This window comes from Steroidobacter sp. (assembly GCF_016790065.1).
GTDB lineage: Bacteria > Pseudomonadota > Gammaproteobacteria > Steroidobacterales > Steroidobacteraceae > Steroidobacter.
The window spans coordinates 1-16,198 of sequence record NZ_JAEUPY010000382.1 but is presented as its reverse complement, the minus strand read 5'-3'; the positions used below and the strand labels follow the sequence as shown (position 1 = coordinate 16,198).

Annotated in this window: 13 protein-coding genes; all 13 read left to right on the top strand. The window is 60.4% G+C overall.

Going from position 1 to position 16,198, the window contains the following annotated elements; genetic code table 11:
- Positions 1 to 9 precede the first annotated feature (9 nt).
- Positions 10 to 1,272, top strand: coding sequence for a glycosyltransferase family 4 protein (locus JNL55_RS15715; RefSeq protein WP_293855273.1), 1,263 nt, complete (start codon positions 10 to 12; stop codon positions 1,270 to 1,272).
- Between the two features lie 72 nt (positions 1,273 to 1,344).
- Positions 1,345 to 2,514, top strand: a complete 1,170-nt coding sequence (locus tag JNL55_RS15710) for a glycosyltransferase (RefSeq protein WP_293855270.1) — start codon at positions 1,345 to 1,347, stop codon at positions 2,512 to 2,514.
- Positions 2,511 to 3,710 (top strand): glycosyltransferase, encoded by a 1,200-nt coding sequence (locus tag JNL55_RS15705; protein ID WP_293855267.1) that lies wholly within the window; start codon positions 2,511 to 2,513, stop codon positions 3,708 to 3,710. The genes JNL55_RS15710 and JNL55_RS15705 overlap by 4 nt, the downstream gene beginning before the upstream one ends.
- Before the next feature lie 7 nt (positions 3,711 to 3,717).
- The gene (locus JNL55_RS15700) at positions 3,718 to 5,613 is read left to right on the top strand and encodes a hypothetical protein (RefSeq protein ID WP_293855264.1); all 1,896 of its coding nucleotides are present in this window, start codon (positions 3,718 to 3,720) and stop codon (positions 5,611 to 5,613) included.
- Positions 5,614 to 5,618: 5 nt separating this feature from the next.
- On the top strand, positions 5,619 to 7,040 hold the full coding sequence (locus JNL55_RS15695; protein WP_293855261.1) for a lipopolysaccharide biosynthesis protein: 1,422 nt from the start codon (positions 5,619 to 5,621) through the stop codon (positions 7,038 to 7,040).
- Positions 7,027 to 8,205, top strand: coding sequence for a glycosyltransferase family 4 protein (locus tag JNL55_RS15690; protein ID WP_293855258.1), 1,179 nt, complete (start codon positions 7,027 to 7,029; stop codon positions 8,203 to 8,205). The genes JNL55_RS15695 and JNL55_RS15690 overlap by 14 nt, the downstream gene beginning before the upstream one ends.
- Complete coding sequence (locus JNL55_RS15685) at positions 8,196 to 9,503, top strand: hypothetical protein (protein WP_293855255.1); 1,308 nt, start codon at positions 8,196 to 8,198, stop codon at positions 9,501 to 9,503. The genes JNL55_RS15690 and JNL55_RS15685 overlap by 10 nt, the downstream gene beginning before the upstream one ends.
- 60 nt (positions 9,504 to 9,563) lie before the next feature.
- A complete protein-coding gene (locus JNL55_RS15680; RefSeq protein WP_293855252.1) occupies positions 9,564 to 10,121 on the top strand; it encodes a hypothetical protein in 558 nt (185 codons plus the stop codon).
- Positions 10,118 to 10,774 carry a class I SAM-dependent methyltransferase gene (locus JNL55_RS15675; protein WP_293855249.1) on the top strand — a complete coding sequence of 219 codons (657 nt, stop codon included), beginning with the start codon at positions 10,118 to 10,120 and terminating at the stop codon, positions 10,772 to 10,774. The genes JNL55_RS15680 and JNL55_RS15675 overlap by 4 nt, the downstream gene beginning before the upstream one ends.
- 8 nt (positions 10,775 to 10,782) lie before the next feature.
- A complete protein-coding gene (locus tag JNL55_RS15670) occupies positions 10,783 to 11,613 on the top strand; it encodes a glycosyltransferase family 2 protein (protein ID WP_293855246.1) in 831 nt (276 codons plus the stop codon).
- Positions 11,613 to 13,208: a VPLPA-CTERM-specific exosortase XrtD gene (gene xrtD, locus JNL55_RS15665; RefSeq protein WP_293855243.1), complete on the top strand. Its 1,596-nt coding sequence runs from the start codon at positions 11,613 to 11,615 to the stop codon at positions 13,206 to 13,208. Before JNL55_RS15670 ends, xrtD begins: the two co-directional genes overlap by 1 nt.
- A gap of 7 nt (positions 13,209 to 13,215) precedes the next feature.
- Positions 13,216 to 14,859, top strand: coding sequence for a glycosyltransferase family 4 protein (locus JNL55_RS15660; protein WP_293855240.1), 1,644 nt, complete (start codon positions 13,216 to 13,218; stop codon positions 14,857 to 14,859).
- Positions 14,860 to 14,941: 82 nt separating this feature from the next.
- Positions 14,942 to 16,198, top strand: a 1,257-nt coding sequence (locus JNL55_RS15655) for a tetratricopeptide repeat protein (protein WP_293855237.1), incomplete at its 3' end; no start/stop codon positions are given.

Genomic DNA, 16,198 nt, shown 5'->3' with positions numbered 1-16,198 from the left:
GAGACGAGCATGGCAACCAATCCAGAAATCGCGGATATCTTTAGCTTCGTACGGCATGCCCAACCGCGGGTGGTGTTCGTCAATCGCTACTTTTATCCGGACTTGTCGGCGACCAGTCAGATGCTGTTCGATCTTGCATCTCGACTGGTACAGCAGGGCGTCGAAGTTCACGTGGTGTGTTCCGACGGGCTTTACGACGATCCCAGCAAGAAGTTGGCGCCGGAAGAAAACGTTCGCGGCATTCAAGTGCATCGTGCTTGGACGTCGAGTTTCGGTCGGGGTCGGTTGTACGGTCGCGCGATCGACTACGGCAGCTTCTACGTCACTGCCAGTGCCAAGCTGTTGGGCTTGCTCAGAGCGGGAGACACGGTTGTCGCCAAGACCGATCCGCCATTGATCTCCATCGCTGTCGCCGCCATCGCCAAGCTGCGTGGCGCGCGGTTGGTGAATTGGTTGCAGGACGTATTTCCGGAAGTCGCTTCGCACCTCGGCGCGAATCCGCTGCCGGAGTGGCTCGACAATCGGTTGAAGAAGCTGCGCGACTATTCGCTGGCAGTCGCTCAGACCAACGTGGTGCTCGGCACGCGCATGCGTGAACATCTGGAAGCTCGGAACATTCCCAGCGACCGGATACGCGTCATTGAGAACTGGGCCGACGGTGACGCCGTCACGCCCAAGGCGTTGGACGCCTGCGAGCTGCGGGCTCGCTTGGGAATAGAGGACAAGTTCGTCGTCGCATACTCCGGCAATCTCGGCCGCGCGCATGAGTTCCAGACCTTGCTGTCGGCCGCCGAACGCTTGAGCGTCGACACCAGCATCGTGTTCCTGATGATCGGCGGCGGTGCCAAGATGGAGCAGTTGCAGGGCGCAGTGGCCGCCAAGAAGCTACTGAACTTTCGCTTCCTGCCGTACCAGCCACGTGAGTTGTTGTCGGATTCGCTGGCAGCTGCCGACGTTCACCTGGCGTGTCTGTTGCCCCAGCTGGAAGGGCTGATCGTGCCCAGCAAGTTCTACGGCATCCTGGCGGCCGGCCGGCCCACCATCTTCATCGGCGACACCGATGGCGAACTGGCACGCATCATCAAGAGCACTCGTTGCGGAGAAGCGGTGGCGGTCGGCGATGTCGATGCGCTGGTCACGACCATCGGCCAACTGCAGGCCGACACGCCGTCCCTGGAACAGATGGGTCAACGAGCCCGAGCCGTGTTCCTGGAACGCTACACCGTGGGGCGCGCCACTCGCCAATGGATGGAGGCGCTTCAAGAAGCCTGAGCGCGTCATACGTTCGCAACGATTGGCCGGTACGGTGCCGACTCCCGTGTGACAGCTGCAGGCCAAACAATAATGCGCACGACGCCAAGCGGCGCTTCCGTTTCCAATCCTCGGCGGATCGTGCATGTCATCGGTGCTTTCATCGCCGGCGGTGCCGAGCGCTTCGTGGTCGAGCTGTGTTTCGAACTGAAGGCCCGCGGCTTCGATGTGGCTGTGTGGGCGCTGAGTTCGCGTACCGATGAGGTTGGGTTGGAGATGCAACGCGCGCTGAGCGACCGTGGCATCGAGATCGCGTTGGGGCCACAAGTCAAAGTGCGCTGGCCGACGATACTTTGGTACCGCGAGCAGGTACGGCGCTCGTCCCCGGACCTGATCCATCTTCACACCCCTAATACCGAAATGGTTCACGCGGCGGCTTCGCTCTGTATCGGCGAACGATTCGCGGGCCGCTTGTTTAGAACCGTCCATAGCATCAAGCGTCCGACTGCAGCGCTGCCCAGGCTGGCCTACGCCATGAATCGCGAGGCTACGTCGATTGCGGTCAGCCAGGCGGCGGCGGAAACGCATCGGAGCATGATCGATGCGCCGCTCTTTACAGTCAGCAACGGCGTGTCGTTCACACAGCCGGTCCGAGATCAGGAACTGAGCTGGAATGCCAAGCGGGGTCTAGGGCTCGATCCCAACGTTCAGCACTGCTTGCATCTCGGCCGAATGGGCGGCGATTCGCTCGCGAGCGCACCGAAGGCGCACGATGTTCTGATCCAGGCGTGGCGTCGCAGTGAGAAGGGCTTGGACGGGCATACGTTGCACCTGCTCGGCGACGGTCCGCTTCGGCACGAGTTGGAACGGCTTGCGGAAGACGACCCTTCGATTGTGTTTCATGGCATCCGCTCGGATGTTGCGCAGTGGTTGCTGGCGGCGGATGGATTGTTGTTCCCGAGCCGAATCGAAGGCCTGCCACTGGCAGCCATCGAGGGCATCGGCGCCGGGCTGCCCTGTGTTCTGTCTGATATTGGTCCTTTGCGCGAGCTGGAGCCGCCGGCGGCTACCTATGTGCCTGTGGATGATGTCGGCGCGTTGGCGCAGGCGATCAGAGAGTTTCGCCCAGTGCTGGTGAATGCCGAGCAGACGTTGGCATTTAGAACGCGCTTTTCGATTCAGACCGCTGCGGATGGCTATATCGCGCGTTATCAACAACGCAATGAGTCGAGGTCGTTGCCGGCGCAGGCACTGGTCGCATGAACATCGTCCACGCGGTTGAGACCATCAACCCGGTTGCGGGCGGTCCAGTGAAGAGCGCTAGCTCGCTAGCGGCAGCGCAGTCGTTGCTCGGCCATAAAGTCGTGCTCGTGTGCTATCGAGAGTCGGAGCATGCGGAGTTCGAGACGCTGTTGCGACGGGGCTTGCCTGGCGAAGCGGGTGTTGAGATTCACGGCGTGCACGACAGCCGCATCGAACGCTTTCAAGCGCGTTCAGCGGCACGGTCGTTCGAGCGCCTGGCTCGCAGCGCGGATGTGATTCATGTCCACGGCGTTTGGCGGCCATTCACTCTCGCGGCGGCAACGGCGGCTCTGCAGGCCCGACGTAAACTGGTGATTTCTCCCCGAGGAATGCTGGATCCGTGGAGTCTGCGCCAGAAGCGCTTGAAGAAATGGCTGGCGCTGCAGCTCGTTTGGCGACGTGTGCTGGATCAAGCATCGTTCGTTCACGCGCTCAATGAGGACGAGGCTGCGCTGCTCGAGCCGTTGCGGTTGAAGAGCGAGTGCCGGGTGTTTCCTAACGGAGCGTTTCCGGAGCTGTTCGAAAAGTTGCCCGCGTCGGAGTTGTTCCTGAAGCGTGTGCCGGGATTGAAAGGGCGGCGCTATGTGCTGTTTCTGAGCCGGCTGCATCACAAGAAGGGACTGGATTACCTAGTTGATGCGTTCGCGACTGTCGCTGGCGTGGTGCCCGACGTCGATTTGGTCATCGCCGGGCCGGACGAAGGAGCCGAGCGGGATACGCAGCGTCGGGTGGAAGCTCTCGGGCTGCGTGCTCGGGTTCACTTTGTCGGGTTGCTCAATGGCGCTGAGAAGTTGGCCGCAATTTCTGGCGCGGCTAGCTTCTGTTTACCAAGCCGACAAGAGGGATTCAGCATGGCCATCATCGAGGCCTTGTCGTGCTCAGTGCCCGTGGTCATCTCGGAGCAATGTCACTTTCCTGAAGTCGCCTCGGCGGGCGCAGGTAAGGTTGTGCAGTTGAGCGGAGGCGAAGTCGCGGCCGCTTTGCTGAGTTACTTGCAGGACGACGCTGCTCGACAACAAGCTGCACTTGCAGCGCGCAAGCTGGCGCGAGATCACTACAGTTGGCACCAGATCGCTCGTCGCATGACCGGTGCCTATGAGGCCGTCGCGCCGGCATCGTCCGGAGTCTCGCCTGTGAGCAGCGGTGTCGGCAGGTAACAGAAGCATGTGGCAACGGATGTACACACTGCTTGCTGTGGCTCTGTGGGGTGTGGCCGCGGCCTCGCATGCTCAGGTACCGGTGACAGTGGCGCAGGTCCCCAAGCCGCCAACGAATCTGATGACTGACTCCCCGAACCGGCGCTTGCCGGCGGATGGAGATAAACACGTTGAGCTGCAGACCCTGGGGTTGCCGCGTCAGTTGACGGTCAATGGCAACGATCTGCTGAGTCGTCCCGTCGAATTGCTGATCGATGGCAAGAAGGTTCTCAGCGAAGGCGATGTGGCTGAGACCATGACTGTCGAAGGCGAACAAACGCAATTCATCAGCAACCTGACTATCGATAACCCGGTCCGTTCGAAGCTGATGCTCGAGGGAGCAGTGGAATGGGACGGACTCATCCGATTCAGTTTGTCTGCAGACAGTATTCCCGCTCAGTATCGACCCGCTGAGATCCGCTACAGCATCGCGCTGCCCGACAGCGCAGTTAAGTTTCTGCATCGTCCAGGCGTGCTCGGCAAACGCAACGTGGACTTGCAGAGACTCACGACACTGACCGCGCCGTACACGCCATTTCTTTGGTTGGGCAACGACGACTTCGGTTTGTTCTGGCTCAGCGAACACGCGAAGGGTTGGAGGAACGCGCAGCAGGACGGGGCTATCACTCTGCGCAGAGCGCAGGGCGAATGGCTGCTCACCATCAATATCCAACCGCAATTTCAGTCGGACGGTAGTTGGCATCACGAGTTCGCGCTGGCCACGACACCGGTGAAGGCACTGCCGCAGCGCTGGCGCGAATGGCGCCTTTCGCCGGCGCGTGGCCGTAACGCGTATGTGATTTGGCCCAACGAGATCGGTGCTACTTACTTCGGCTATCCAGCGACCAATAAGCTGCAAACGACCACCTATCTCAACAGACTCAGGCACGGCGGTGTGGTCGGCGCGCCGTATCTGTGTCCCACCTGGATCTCGACGGAAGCGCCCGAGTGGCAGCGTGAGAAGGAGCACTGGGCAACGGGTGTCGGCGACGGCACGTTCAAGTCGAATCTGTGGAGCGGCGAGTTCGTGCATGCGTGCACGGCGTCTGAGACATGGCAGTCGTTTGCGACAAAGGCTTTTACCGACTACATCAAAGCCAACAGCCTGCGTGCCATCTACATGGACAACGCACAGATCTATCGAACCAAGGGCTGTCTAGGCGACGGCAATGAGGCGGAGTATCCGATGCTCGGCCAACGCTCGGTGTACCGCTCCATCTCGACAGCGTTGCGTAACAACGGCTCGAAGACGCTGTCCATCGTGCATTCCTCAGGCGGCATCAATGCATTCTCGTTCTCCTCGGCGGACGCGTTGGTCAACGGCGAGCAGTACCGAGGCAAGGTCACATCGGACTATCTGGATGTCGCCACGCTCACTGACTTTCGGGTCGAGCTCAACGGCGCACAGTGGGGACTGATTCCCATCTTCCTGCCCGAGCTTCCCGAAGCTCAAATCAAGGAAGCCGGGCCGAGCCGCAAATTGATGACGCTGCTACTGCTGCATGATTCCGGAGTGTGGCCGCAGTGGGTCAACGTTCAGGAAGTGGATCGCGGTCTCGAACAGCTGGATCGCTTCGGCATCGTCGATGCTCAGTTCGTGGCGTACTACCGCCAATCGCCGCTGGCTCGCGTGCAAGGCGCTGACATTCTGGTCAGTGGCTATCAACGTAACGACGAGACGTTGCTGATCGCAGGTAACTTACAGAAGGCGGCCGCGCAAGGATCGTTGTGTCCCGCAGATTCGCTCGGACCAAACGCGAAACTCTGGTCATGGCCGGAGCGTGAATCCATCTCTCTACAGAATGGCTGCGCGACGATTCGCGTCGAGGCGGGCTCGTATCGCATGTACCGCGTCAGCCGGTGACTGCGATGCGCGGGACTGGCAATGGCGCCGCGATGGTCGCGCTGATCACATCGGGTGCGCTGGTCAGTCAGGCGCTGGCTATCTTAAGCATGCCGGTACTGTCGCGGGTCTATACGGCAGAGGAGATTGGCTACTACTCCGTCTTCACCGCGGCCGTGGGACTGTTTGCGCCGACGGCATCGTTGCACTACGAGCTGGCTATTCCATTGCCGAAATCGACGCGCTCAGCGGTGCTGCTGATGATTGCGTCGCTGGCGACGGTGGCCTTCATCGCCTGCACGCTTTGGCTGCTGGCGTTCGGTTATTCATTGGTGGGCGAACAAGCGGGCTGGTTCGAGCTGCCGCCGATCTGGGCTTTGATTCCCGCTGTCATTGCGCTCACCGGCGTTAGCAACATCGCGTTGTTCTACGCGATTCGAAACCAGCGACATCGCGCCAACGCCGCTGCGAAGACCGTGCAAGGGGTTAGCCAAGCGGCCACGCAGGTGGGCGGCGCGTTTGCGGGACTGCCATGGTGGGGAATGGTCTCGGGTCAGGTCGTCGGTCTGTGCGCCGGCATCGTGCCTTTGTGGGACCGCGCGACTCAATGGCGGCAAGCGTTCTCAGGTACAGGTCGCCTGCGCATGCTGGCTCTCATGCGTCGTCACAAGAAACTACCGCTGCTTGCGGCGCCGTCGAGTTTGGTGAATGCGGCGGCCACCAACGCACCGGCCATGCTGATTGCGGCATTTCACGGCGCGGCGGCCGCCGGTCTGTATGGCTTGAGCGTCAGGATTCTGCAGCTGCCGTCCAGATTCGTCGGCCAGTCCGTGGCGCAAGTCTTTCTGGGACGGGTGAGCGGTGCCAGGCGAGAAGGGCGATTGGCTGAAACTGTCTTCGCTTTGTCACGCACGCTCGTCATCCTATCGCTACATACGTTCGTGCCGTTGGCGGTGTTCGCGTCGTCGCTGTTCGCGGTGTGCTTTGGGCCGTCGTGGGCCGAGTCCGGTCTCTACAGCCGCGCGCTGACTCCCTGGCTGTTGGCTGGGTTCATCTCCATTCCGTTATCGGTGCTGGTGACGGTGCTGGAGCGTCAACGCGAAGAGTTTGTGCTGCAGATTCTATATCTGGCGTTGATCGCCGCAGTCTTGATGGTTAGTGCGCTCGGCTCAGATCCGCTACTGGGCATCACGCTGCTCGGGATCAGCGGTGGCGTGTTCTTGGCGGTGAAGATTGGGTGGTTGCTCGGTTTGGCGGGCTGCGACCGAGCGGCGTTCATCAGAATGCTATGCAAAGAAGTAGCCCTAGTGCTGCTGATGTATGGGCCCTTGATCGTCTTGTTGTCGGCGGTGGACTCGGCATTGCTCGAGTCTGCGATTGGGCTGACCTGGATGATGGCGGCCCACGGGTTCAACTGGAAGGTGCGGCGGGTTTATGTCGTCGATTGAGATCGCCACCGACGTGCTGATCATCGATGGAGAAGGCAAGGGCGGCATGGCGCACTACGCCCGCAATCTCGCGGATGGGCTGGCTCGTCATTGCCGCACACAGCTGTACACACTCGGGCCCTACGATGGGCTACCCAAGGGAAGCTTGCTCGGCGCAGCACTGGACAGATCGACTAAGGGTCGAGTGATTCGGCGTAACTACAATCCGTTTCGTTCGGCCAGGTTGGCGCGTGAGCTGCGGGAGCGATATCGGCCGGCGGTGGTGCACATCGTCAGTCGCGTCGGTGCCTTCAGAGGGCTGATTCAGGAGTTCGGTCGCTTGGGAGTGAATGTCGTCGCCACGGTGCACGATCCCAGTCCGCATGCCGAGCTGCGAACTTGGTGGGGCCGCGTTCATACGATCGTGTATGACACTTGTCTGATGCCGTGGTTGCTGCGACGGGCAGCGGCGTTACACGTGCACTCGCGCGATCATGCCGGCGCGCTCGTCGAACGCTACGGAGTCGACAGTGAGCGCGTGTACGTCGTCCAACATGGTGTTGGGCTGACGGAGAGAATTGCGACGGGAAATGCGTGTCCGTTGGAACTGGCACAGCTCGATGCCGGCGATCACACCGCCTTGTTCTTCGGACGCATCGAGCCTTACAAGGGTTTGGATCTACTGTTCTCAGCGGCTCGGGAAGTGCTGCAGTCGTTGCCGACGCTACGTTTGCTGATTGCTGGTGCAGGCACAGTGCCGCCCATTCCCGATGACATTCGGCATCGCGTGGTGCTCATCAATCGTTTTGTCGCCGATGAAGAAATCCGCGCGATCTTCGCGGCCTCTAGGTTCGTCGTGCTGCCTTATGCGGCGGCCACCCAGACCGGAGTCATTCCGTTGGCGGCGGCCTTTGGCAAACCTGCCATCGCGACTCGGGTCGGCGCGTTACCGGAACTCATCGTCGATGGCCAAACCGGGCTGGTTGTGCCACCGCAATCTCCAACAGCACTCGCGCAGGCCATGCTGTCTTTGTCGGTCGATGCAGTGGGGACCGCACGACAGGGAAAGCAAGCCCGAGCTCATCTCGAACAGAAATATGGTTGGCGGCAGATCACAGCGGCCCACCTTCGCGAGTACGACGCGCGTTTCGGCACAACTCTCGTGAGTTCGCGCGTATGGGCGTAGATCTCGGACTGGCGATTGCCAACATCGTGCTGTGCGTGTGGCGGTTGATCGCGGCGTTTAGAGCCCGGCGGTTGATGGCTGTGCTTTGGTTCCTGCTGACGTACTTCGCGATCTTCTTCGTGCCGGTGGCGATGGAGACGCAGGTCAATTGGATTCGTGGCTTTCTCGACGAACGTGTCTCGGCAGGGCGTCCGGAGATCCACAACGTCATGTTGTTCGTATGCGTCTTCAACGCTGTGTTCGCGATAGCCGATGCGCTGTTGTGGAGGTTGTCGAATCGTTCGACCGTGGGCGGTCACTGGCGCCTGGAGCGCAATGCTCCGGCGCTTGGACCGTTGTTGTGGATTCTGCTGGCGTACTGGGTCGCGGGTAGTCTCTGGTATTTCTGGAGCACGCTGGGCATGACGTATCGCGACTACGTCGAAGGCGCGTCGTGGTCGGTGGTGTTTCTATGGGCATCGGGGCCGCTGGTGTCGATGCTGGCTTTGCAGAGAAGGTGGGTGCTAGCGCTCGCGGTCTGTATTCCGTTCGTCTATTTCGCCATCCATTTGCAGGTTCGTTCGTTCGCGCTGCTGTCGCTGGTGCCATTGGCCGTGGTGGGTTTCTATCAAGTGCTGGACGACTCTTCGACACGGATTCGGTTCGGCAAGCTATTCCGCTACGCCTCGTTTGCTGGCGCTTTGCTGGTCGCCTTGAGCATCTTCGTGAGTCAGTACAAGAACGGCGAAGTGGCGTTCCCCGATTCCAAGATGCCGTATGGCGTCTTGCAGACCACCACTCTGGCGGATCGCTACGACGAGCGCACCGGCTTCACGTCCCTGACCCTTTACGGCTGGAACTACATCAACCCGTTCATGAAGCTGTTGCATATCGACAAGCCCGACATTCCAGACGTGCCGGTGGTGATTGCCAGAATTCTGGAAGGCGTGCCGGAGGACTGGCCGGTGTATTTCCATTATCCGGCGCTGCTGTGGACCGACGCGTATTTGTCGTTCGGTTGGGCGGGCATCGCGTTGGCGCTGGTTTGGGCGACGGTGCTGGCGCTTTGGGAAACGGCCATGCGCAGGAATCCGCTGTTGCTGGCTTTGTTACTGCCGTATTTCGTCTGGCATTGCTACATGTTGGTTCGCGGCGCCATTGCGATTGCGTCCGTGCCGATTGCCTATGCGTTGTACTTTTCATTCTTTGCGTTCTTTCTGGCGTCGGGCATGGAGCTGTGGCGCCGGAGAGCGGCAAACACACGCACCGGTGATGCTCCTGCGCCGTTCGTCGCGGCGCCAATGAACCTGCTGCGATGAATGGGGCCAGCGCGTGTTTGTCACAAAAGTTTTACGGGCTGATGGTTAACTGGGGTGACGGTGCAACTGCTGAACCCGCAAGCCAACCGAGCGGCCCGAAAATACTCCTGGGCAGAGCAATGTCGGCGCGTCCTGTGGAGCGTCGGTGAGATTGCCATTCGCTTGAGCCCACGGCCGTGTTTCGGCTGGCGGCGCATGGTGTTGAGATTGTTCGGAGCGAAAGTCGGCAAGGCGGTGCACGTCTATGCCTCGACTCGCTTCTACATGCCTTGGAACGTGGAGCTGGGCGATTGGGTGGCGGTGGGCGAAGAGGCGTTCATCTATAGCCTCGGCAAGGTTTATATCGGCCCGGGAGTGGCCGTGGCGTATCGCGCTCACATCTGCGCAGGGACTCATGATTTCTCGGATCCGGCATTGCCGTTACTGAAACCACCCGTGACCATCGAAGAGAACGCTTGGATAGGCACTGAGGCTTTCATCGGCCCGGGCATTACCGTCTGCAAAGGTGCAATCGTCGCGGCGCGCGCGGTGGTCGTCAAAGACGTGCCGACGCTGCACATCGTGGCCGGCAATCCGGCGCGCCAGATTGGAGTACGACCAGAGCCGCGACAGTCATGAGTGAAGTTGCCAGCAATACATCGATCCCGGATTACGGCTGGAGCAGCGGTACAGCCGAGGCTTCGCACGACTATCTGCAGCCGGTGGTGCTGTCGGCGTTGCGCACGTGTGTGCCGATTCGAGCGACGTCTGCTCGGGTTTTCGATGCCGGATGCGGCAACGGCGCGCTGTTAAAGAAACTACAGCTCAGCGGCTATGAAGTGTCGGGCTGCGATGCCAGCGAGTCCGGCGTAGTTCAGGCTCGCAGGCTGTGCGGCGACTCGGTTCGAGTCGAGCGGCTGTCGGTCTACGAGAACCTGAGCGAGACGTTCGGTACCCACTGGGATGTGGTGATCTCCACCGAAGTCATTGAGCATTTGTATGCTCCCAGAGATTTCGTCCGCCAGGCACAGCGCTTGTTGACTCCTGGCGGAACGCTGATTCTGTCGACGCCTTATCACGGCTACCTGAAGAATCTGGCGTTGGCCGCTACGGGAGCGTTGGACCATCACTTCACGGCCTTGTGGGACGGCGGCCATATCAAGTTCTGGTCGTATCGCACGCTCAAGCAATTGCTGAGTGAGTTCGGTTTCGTGGACTTTGGTTTTTTCGGCGCCGGTCGACTGCCCTGGCTATGGAAGTCGATGGTGGTCGTGGCGCGCAAGCCGGAGTAACGCGGGCAGTGAGCGTCTCCGTCATGATCCTCACGCTGAATGAGGAAACCAATTTGCGCGACTGCCTGAAGTCGCTGGCATGGTCGGACGACATCGTGGTGCTCGATTCGTTCAGCACCGATGAGACGTGCGCGATTGCGACTGCGGCCGGCGCCCGCGTGATACAGCGCAAGTTCGATAACTGGTCGGCCCATCAGAATTGGGCGGTGAGCAACGTGCCGTTCAAACACCCCTGGGTCTTGTACCTGGACGCCGACGAGCGCTGCACGGTGGAGTTGCGCAACGACGTGCTTGCCGCGGCGAAGGCGAACTCAGCGCACGCGGCGTTTCGAATCCGACGCAAGGATTACTTCATGGGACGTTGGCTCAAGCACGCGCAGCTGTATCCGACCTGGGTGATTCGTTTGTTTCGGCCGGAGCGAGTTCGCTACGAGCGGCTGGTCAATCCCGTGGCCAAGGTCGATGGCAGCATCGGTGAGCTGATGGCGCACATCGATCATTATCCATTCAGTCACGGCGTGGCTCATTGGATTGCCCGTCACAACAAATACTCCGACATGGAAGCGGTGGAAGCGATCAAGGCGCGCGAGCAGGTGGCGTTCAAAATGAGCGATCTCGCCAGCAGCGATCCGAATGTGCGTCGGCGCGCGCTCAAGGAAATCTTTTTCCGCCTGCCGGCGCGACCGGCGGTGAAGTTCTTTTATTACTACCTGTGGCGCCGCGGCTTTCTCGATGGTCGCCCGGGCTTCACTTACGCGACCCTGCAGGCGTTCTACGAATACATGATCGAATGCAAGCGTCGTGAACTACTACGACGCGCCGAAGGGCTACCTGTCTGATGAGCACCGTACTTCCAGCCGCTACCAGAGTAGAACGTCCAGCCGTCAACGTGTGGCTATACGTTTGGGCGGCCATTGCCATAGCAGCAGTGGTTGCAGCCGCGGCCATGCAAACCGGCATCGGTCACATGATCGAGACCTGGATGGTCCGCGAGGAATACAGTCACGCGCTGCTGATTCCAGTGATTTCGTTGTATCTGCTGTGGCAACAACGAGCGGCGCTGTGGCGGATGGAATTCAAGGGCTCGTGGCTGGGTGTCGGCCTCATTGCCTTCGGCGCCTTGCTACAGATCGCCGGCGTGCTGGCGGCGGTCGACACGATTCAACAGTACGGTTTGTTGTTCGCCATCTATGGCTTGGTGCTCGCGCTGATCGGCGTACGCCAGTCAGTGAATCTGTGGGCGCCACTACTGTTGCTGGCGCTGATGGTACCGCTGCCTGAGTTCTTGCTACAGAACTTCTCGGCGCAGCTACAGCTGATTTCCTCTCAGGTCGGCGTGTGGTTCATTCGCCTGTTTGGCATCAGCGTGTTCGTGGAAGGCAACGTGATCGATCTCGGCGGCTACAAGCTGCAGGTGGCTGAGGCGTGCGACGGCCTGCGCTATTTGTTCCCGCTCATGACCATGGGCTTCATCATGGCCTACATGTTCAAGGTCGAGATGTGGAAACGAGTATTGCTGTTCGTGTCCAGCATTCCCGTGACCATTCTGATGAACAGCTTCCGCATCGGCACCATCGGCGTGATGGTGGAACACTGGGGTCAGTCCATGGCAGAAGGCTTTCTGCACGACTTCCAGGGCTGGGCAGTGTTCATGACCAGTGCCGGTGTACTGCTCATCGAGATGATGCTGCTGGCTAAGATCGGCAAGCATCGCCGCCCTTGGCGCGAAGTGTTTGGACTCGACGCGGCTGAGCCCATCGACAGAAATGCGGCCCCCGTTCATCGCACCGTGCCGGCGTCGTTCATCGCCGGCTCACTCATTGTCAGTGCGTTCGCTGTCGGCGTGTTGGTCGCACCTGAGCGAGCCGAAGCAACCCCGACGCGTGAATCGTTCTTCGCGTTCCCAACTCAAGTAGATAGCTGGACGGGCCGTCGCAGCGTGCTCGAACAGATTTATCTGGATGCACTGAAACTGGACGATTACATCATGGCCGACTACATGCGCGGCGGCCGCGAGATGGTGAACTTCTATGTGGCTTGGTACGACTCGCAGCGAGCCGGCAATTCCGCGCACTCACCTCGATCCTGTCTGCCGGGTGGCGGTTGGCGAATGACTCAGTTCAACCAAGTCGATGTTGGTGACGTGCAGGTGGCAGGCAAGCCGCTGCGGGTGAATCGCGTGCAGATCGAACTCGGCAATCGCAATCAGCTGGTCTACTACTGGTTTCAGCAACGCGGACGAGTCGTGACCAACGAGTACCTGGTGAAGTGGTACTTGTTCGTCGACTCGCTCACCAAGCAGCGCACCGACGGTGCATTGGTGCGCCTGGTGACGCCGTTGGACATCGGCGAGCCGGTGGAGCAGGCGGATCGTCGCTTGGTGGAGTTTGCCAGCCAGGTGGCGCCGCGCCTCGAGCACTACGTTCCGAACTGAGGCCGCGATGGATTTGATGCTGGCCTTCCTGCTGGCGATGAGCGTCACCATGGCGCTCATCCCGCCGCTCATGCAGGCCGCTGCGCGGTGGCAGTTCCTCGACGCGCCGGAAGCTCGCAAGGTACACACCACTCCAGTGCCCAGAGTCGGCGGCATCGCCATGGCCGCGGGCACGTTGCTGGCGTTACTGCTTTCCGGTGAGTTCGCGCAACCCATGCCGGCATATCTGGCCGGCGTGCTGGTGTTGCTGGGCTTTGGCGTTTGGGACGATCGAGTCACCTTGAGCGCTGGCCCGAAGCTGTTGGGCCAGGTGATCGCGGTGCTGATCATCATGGTGTGGGGCGATGTCACCATTGCCACCATGACGCTCACCGAACGTCACGAACTGCCTTCCTGGATCGCCTGGCCGTTGACGTTCGTATTCCTGATCGGCGTCACCAATGCCATCAATCTTGCCGATGGCCTGGACGGTTTGGCGGGTGGCACCACCTTGCTGTCATTGTCGGCGCTCGCGTTGCTGGCGTTCACGTCGGGGGCGCCGTTCGTGGGCGTGGTGGCGATTGTCATCGTCGGCGCCATCCTCGGTTTCCTTCGCTACAACACACATCCGGCGCGAGTGTTCATGGGCGACGGCGGTAGCCAGATCCTGGGATTCTCGGCAGCCGTATTGGCGGTGGTGTTGACACAAGATGAATCGACGCCGCTCAGCTCGGCATTGCCGTTGCTGCTACTGGGCATTCCCATCATCGATACGTTGATGGTGATGACGCAGCGAATGCTGGAAGGCCGTTCGCCGCTGCAAGCAGACCGCAACCACATCCATCATCGGTTGCTGGCGCTAGGCTTCGATCATCACGAGGCCGTGATGGGCATTTACCTGTTGCAGGCCAGTCTGTTCGTCACCGCGTGGTATCTGCGTTATGAGTCCGATCTGACCATCATCGCGTTGTTCGCCGCGTTGTCGTTGCTGACCATCGGTTTATTGCAGCTGGCGACGACGACTCGTTGGCGGTTGCGGCCGCCGAATCGCAACGGCACCGTCGGTGTGACCCGAGTCAGCCGCAGTGTCGCGTGGCTGCGTGCGCCAAGCCGTTTGCCGCGTTGGTCGTTGTTGACGTTGATTGTTGGCATCTCGGCGTACGTCGTTTCGGTCGGCTTGGTCAGCCCGGAAGCCAGCAGCGACGTGAAGATCATGGCCGCGTGTGTCGCGCTGGGCATGTTGGGATTGATGGCCACACGTTGGCGGCAAGCCGACGCCGGCTGGGTGCTGAAGGCGGCGGTGTTTGTCGCGCTGGTCATGGCGGTGTATTTCGATCGTCAGGCGACCACGTTCTTGGAACAGCAAATGGGCTTGCAAGTGGCGCTGTTCGTCGGCCTGGCGATTGCAGTTGTCATACGGTTTCGGCTGGCGAGCGATGGCCGCTTTCGTGTTACGCCGCTGGACATCCTGGTCATCTTTATCGCCGTTGCCGTACCGAACTTGCCAGGCTCGGTCGTGAGTTCGGCGACGGTGGGCGAGAGCATCGCCAAGCTGGTGGTGCTGATGTATGGCGTGGAGACGCTGTTCGGTGCGGCGGCGTACTGGTGGCGCGTGCCAAGCCTCGCCGCGCTCGTCTATCTGGCGGTGACTTCATTGCACGGCGGGTTCTGAAACAATCCACGGCGTTGTCATCGGGTCGTCAACTGCTGGGCATACGCTCGTCACCGAAGTGATAAAAACCACTCGGTGCCCAGTGAACACCCTCAGCAAATTAGTAAGCGCGGCAGTGATCGCCAGTCTGATGGCGGGGTGCGGCGGCGTCGAGCAACGCAAGGCGCGTTATGTGGAAAAGGGCGAGAGCTATCTCGCCGAGCGCAACTACGAGAAGGCGCGCGTCGAGTTTCGTAATGCTTTGCAGATCGAGCCGAACGACGTCAACGCGCGCTATCAGCTGGGCCGCATCTCAGAGAAGCTCAACAATCCGCGTGAGGCGCTCGGCCACTATCAAGCGGCCATCGATCAGGACCCGAATCACATGCTGTCGCGTGCCGCGATGGCGCGTTTGTATTTGCTGGGCGGTCTGCCTGATCGCGCCATGGAGTTGGTGACGCCTGGGTTGGAACAGGATCCCAAGAACGCACAACTGTTGACGGCACGAGGTGCCGCGAAAGCGCAGCAGGGCGATGTGCCGGGTGCGTTTGAAGATGCCGAGGCAGCGACGCAGCTCGCGCCCGAAGATGAGTACGCCATCGCATTACTCGCTTCGTTGTATCGTCAGAACGCGCGTAGCGACAAGGCAATTGAAGTCGTCACTGCAGGGATTGAGCGCGTACCGAACAGCGTTGATCTGCGCGTCGTGCTCGCTGATCTGTTGCTGGCCCACAAGCAGATGCCGGAAGCCGAGGTTCAGCTGCGTAAGGTCATCGAGTTGCAGCCCGAGGACTTGTCGCATCGGTATCGGTTGGCGCGATTCCAGATGTTGACCAAGAATGTGGCCGGCGCAGAACAGACTCTGCGCGATGCCATCGCATCCAAGCCTGATAACACCGAAGCAAAGGTTGCACTGACCGATTTGCTAGCCGCGCACGGTGGCGCCGACAAGGCCGAAGCTGAGTTGAAGAAGTTCGCAGCCGATGAGAAGGATGGAGCGTCGATGCAGCTGGCGTTGGCGCGCTTCTACGAGTCACAACGCAAGCCTGAAGCGGCGCAAAGAGTTTATCGCGAGGTCATCGAAGCCGAGCAGACTCGGCCGGATGGTTTGACGGCACGCAATCGCTTGGCCGCGTTGCTGTTGCAGCAGCAGGATGTCGCTACCGCGATACCGCTCATCGACGCAGTGTTGAAGGAAAATCCACGCGACAACGACGCGTTGATCTTGCGTGGCAATTTAGCGCTGACTCGTGGCGATGCTCCGGCTGCCATTGCAGATCTGCGCTCGGTACTACGCGATCAACCGAACTCTGTGCCGGTCCAGCGTGCGCTAGCAAAGGCCCACCTGCAGAACAACGAG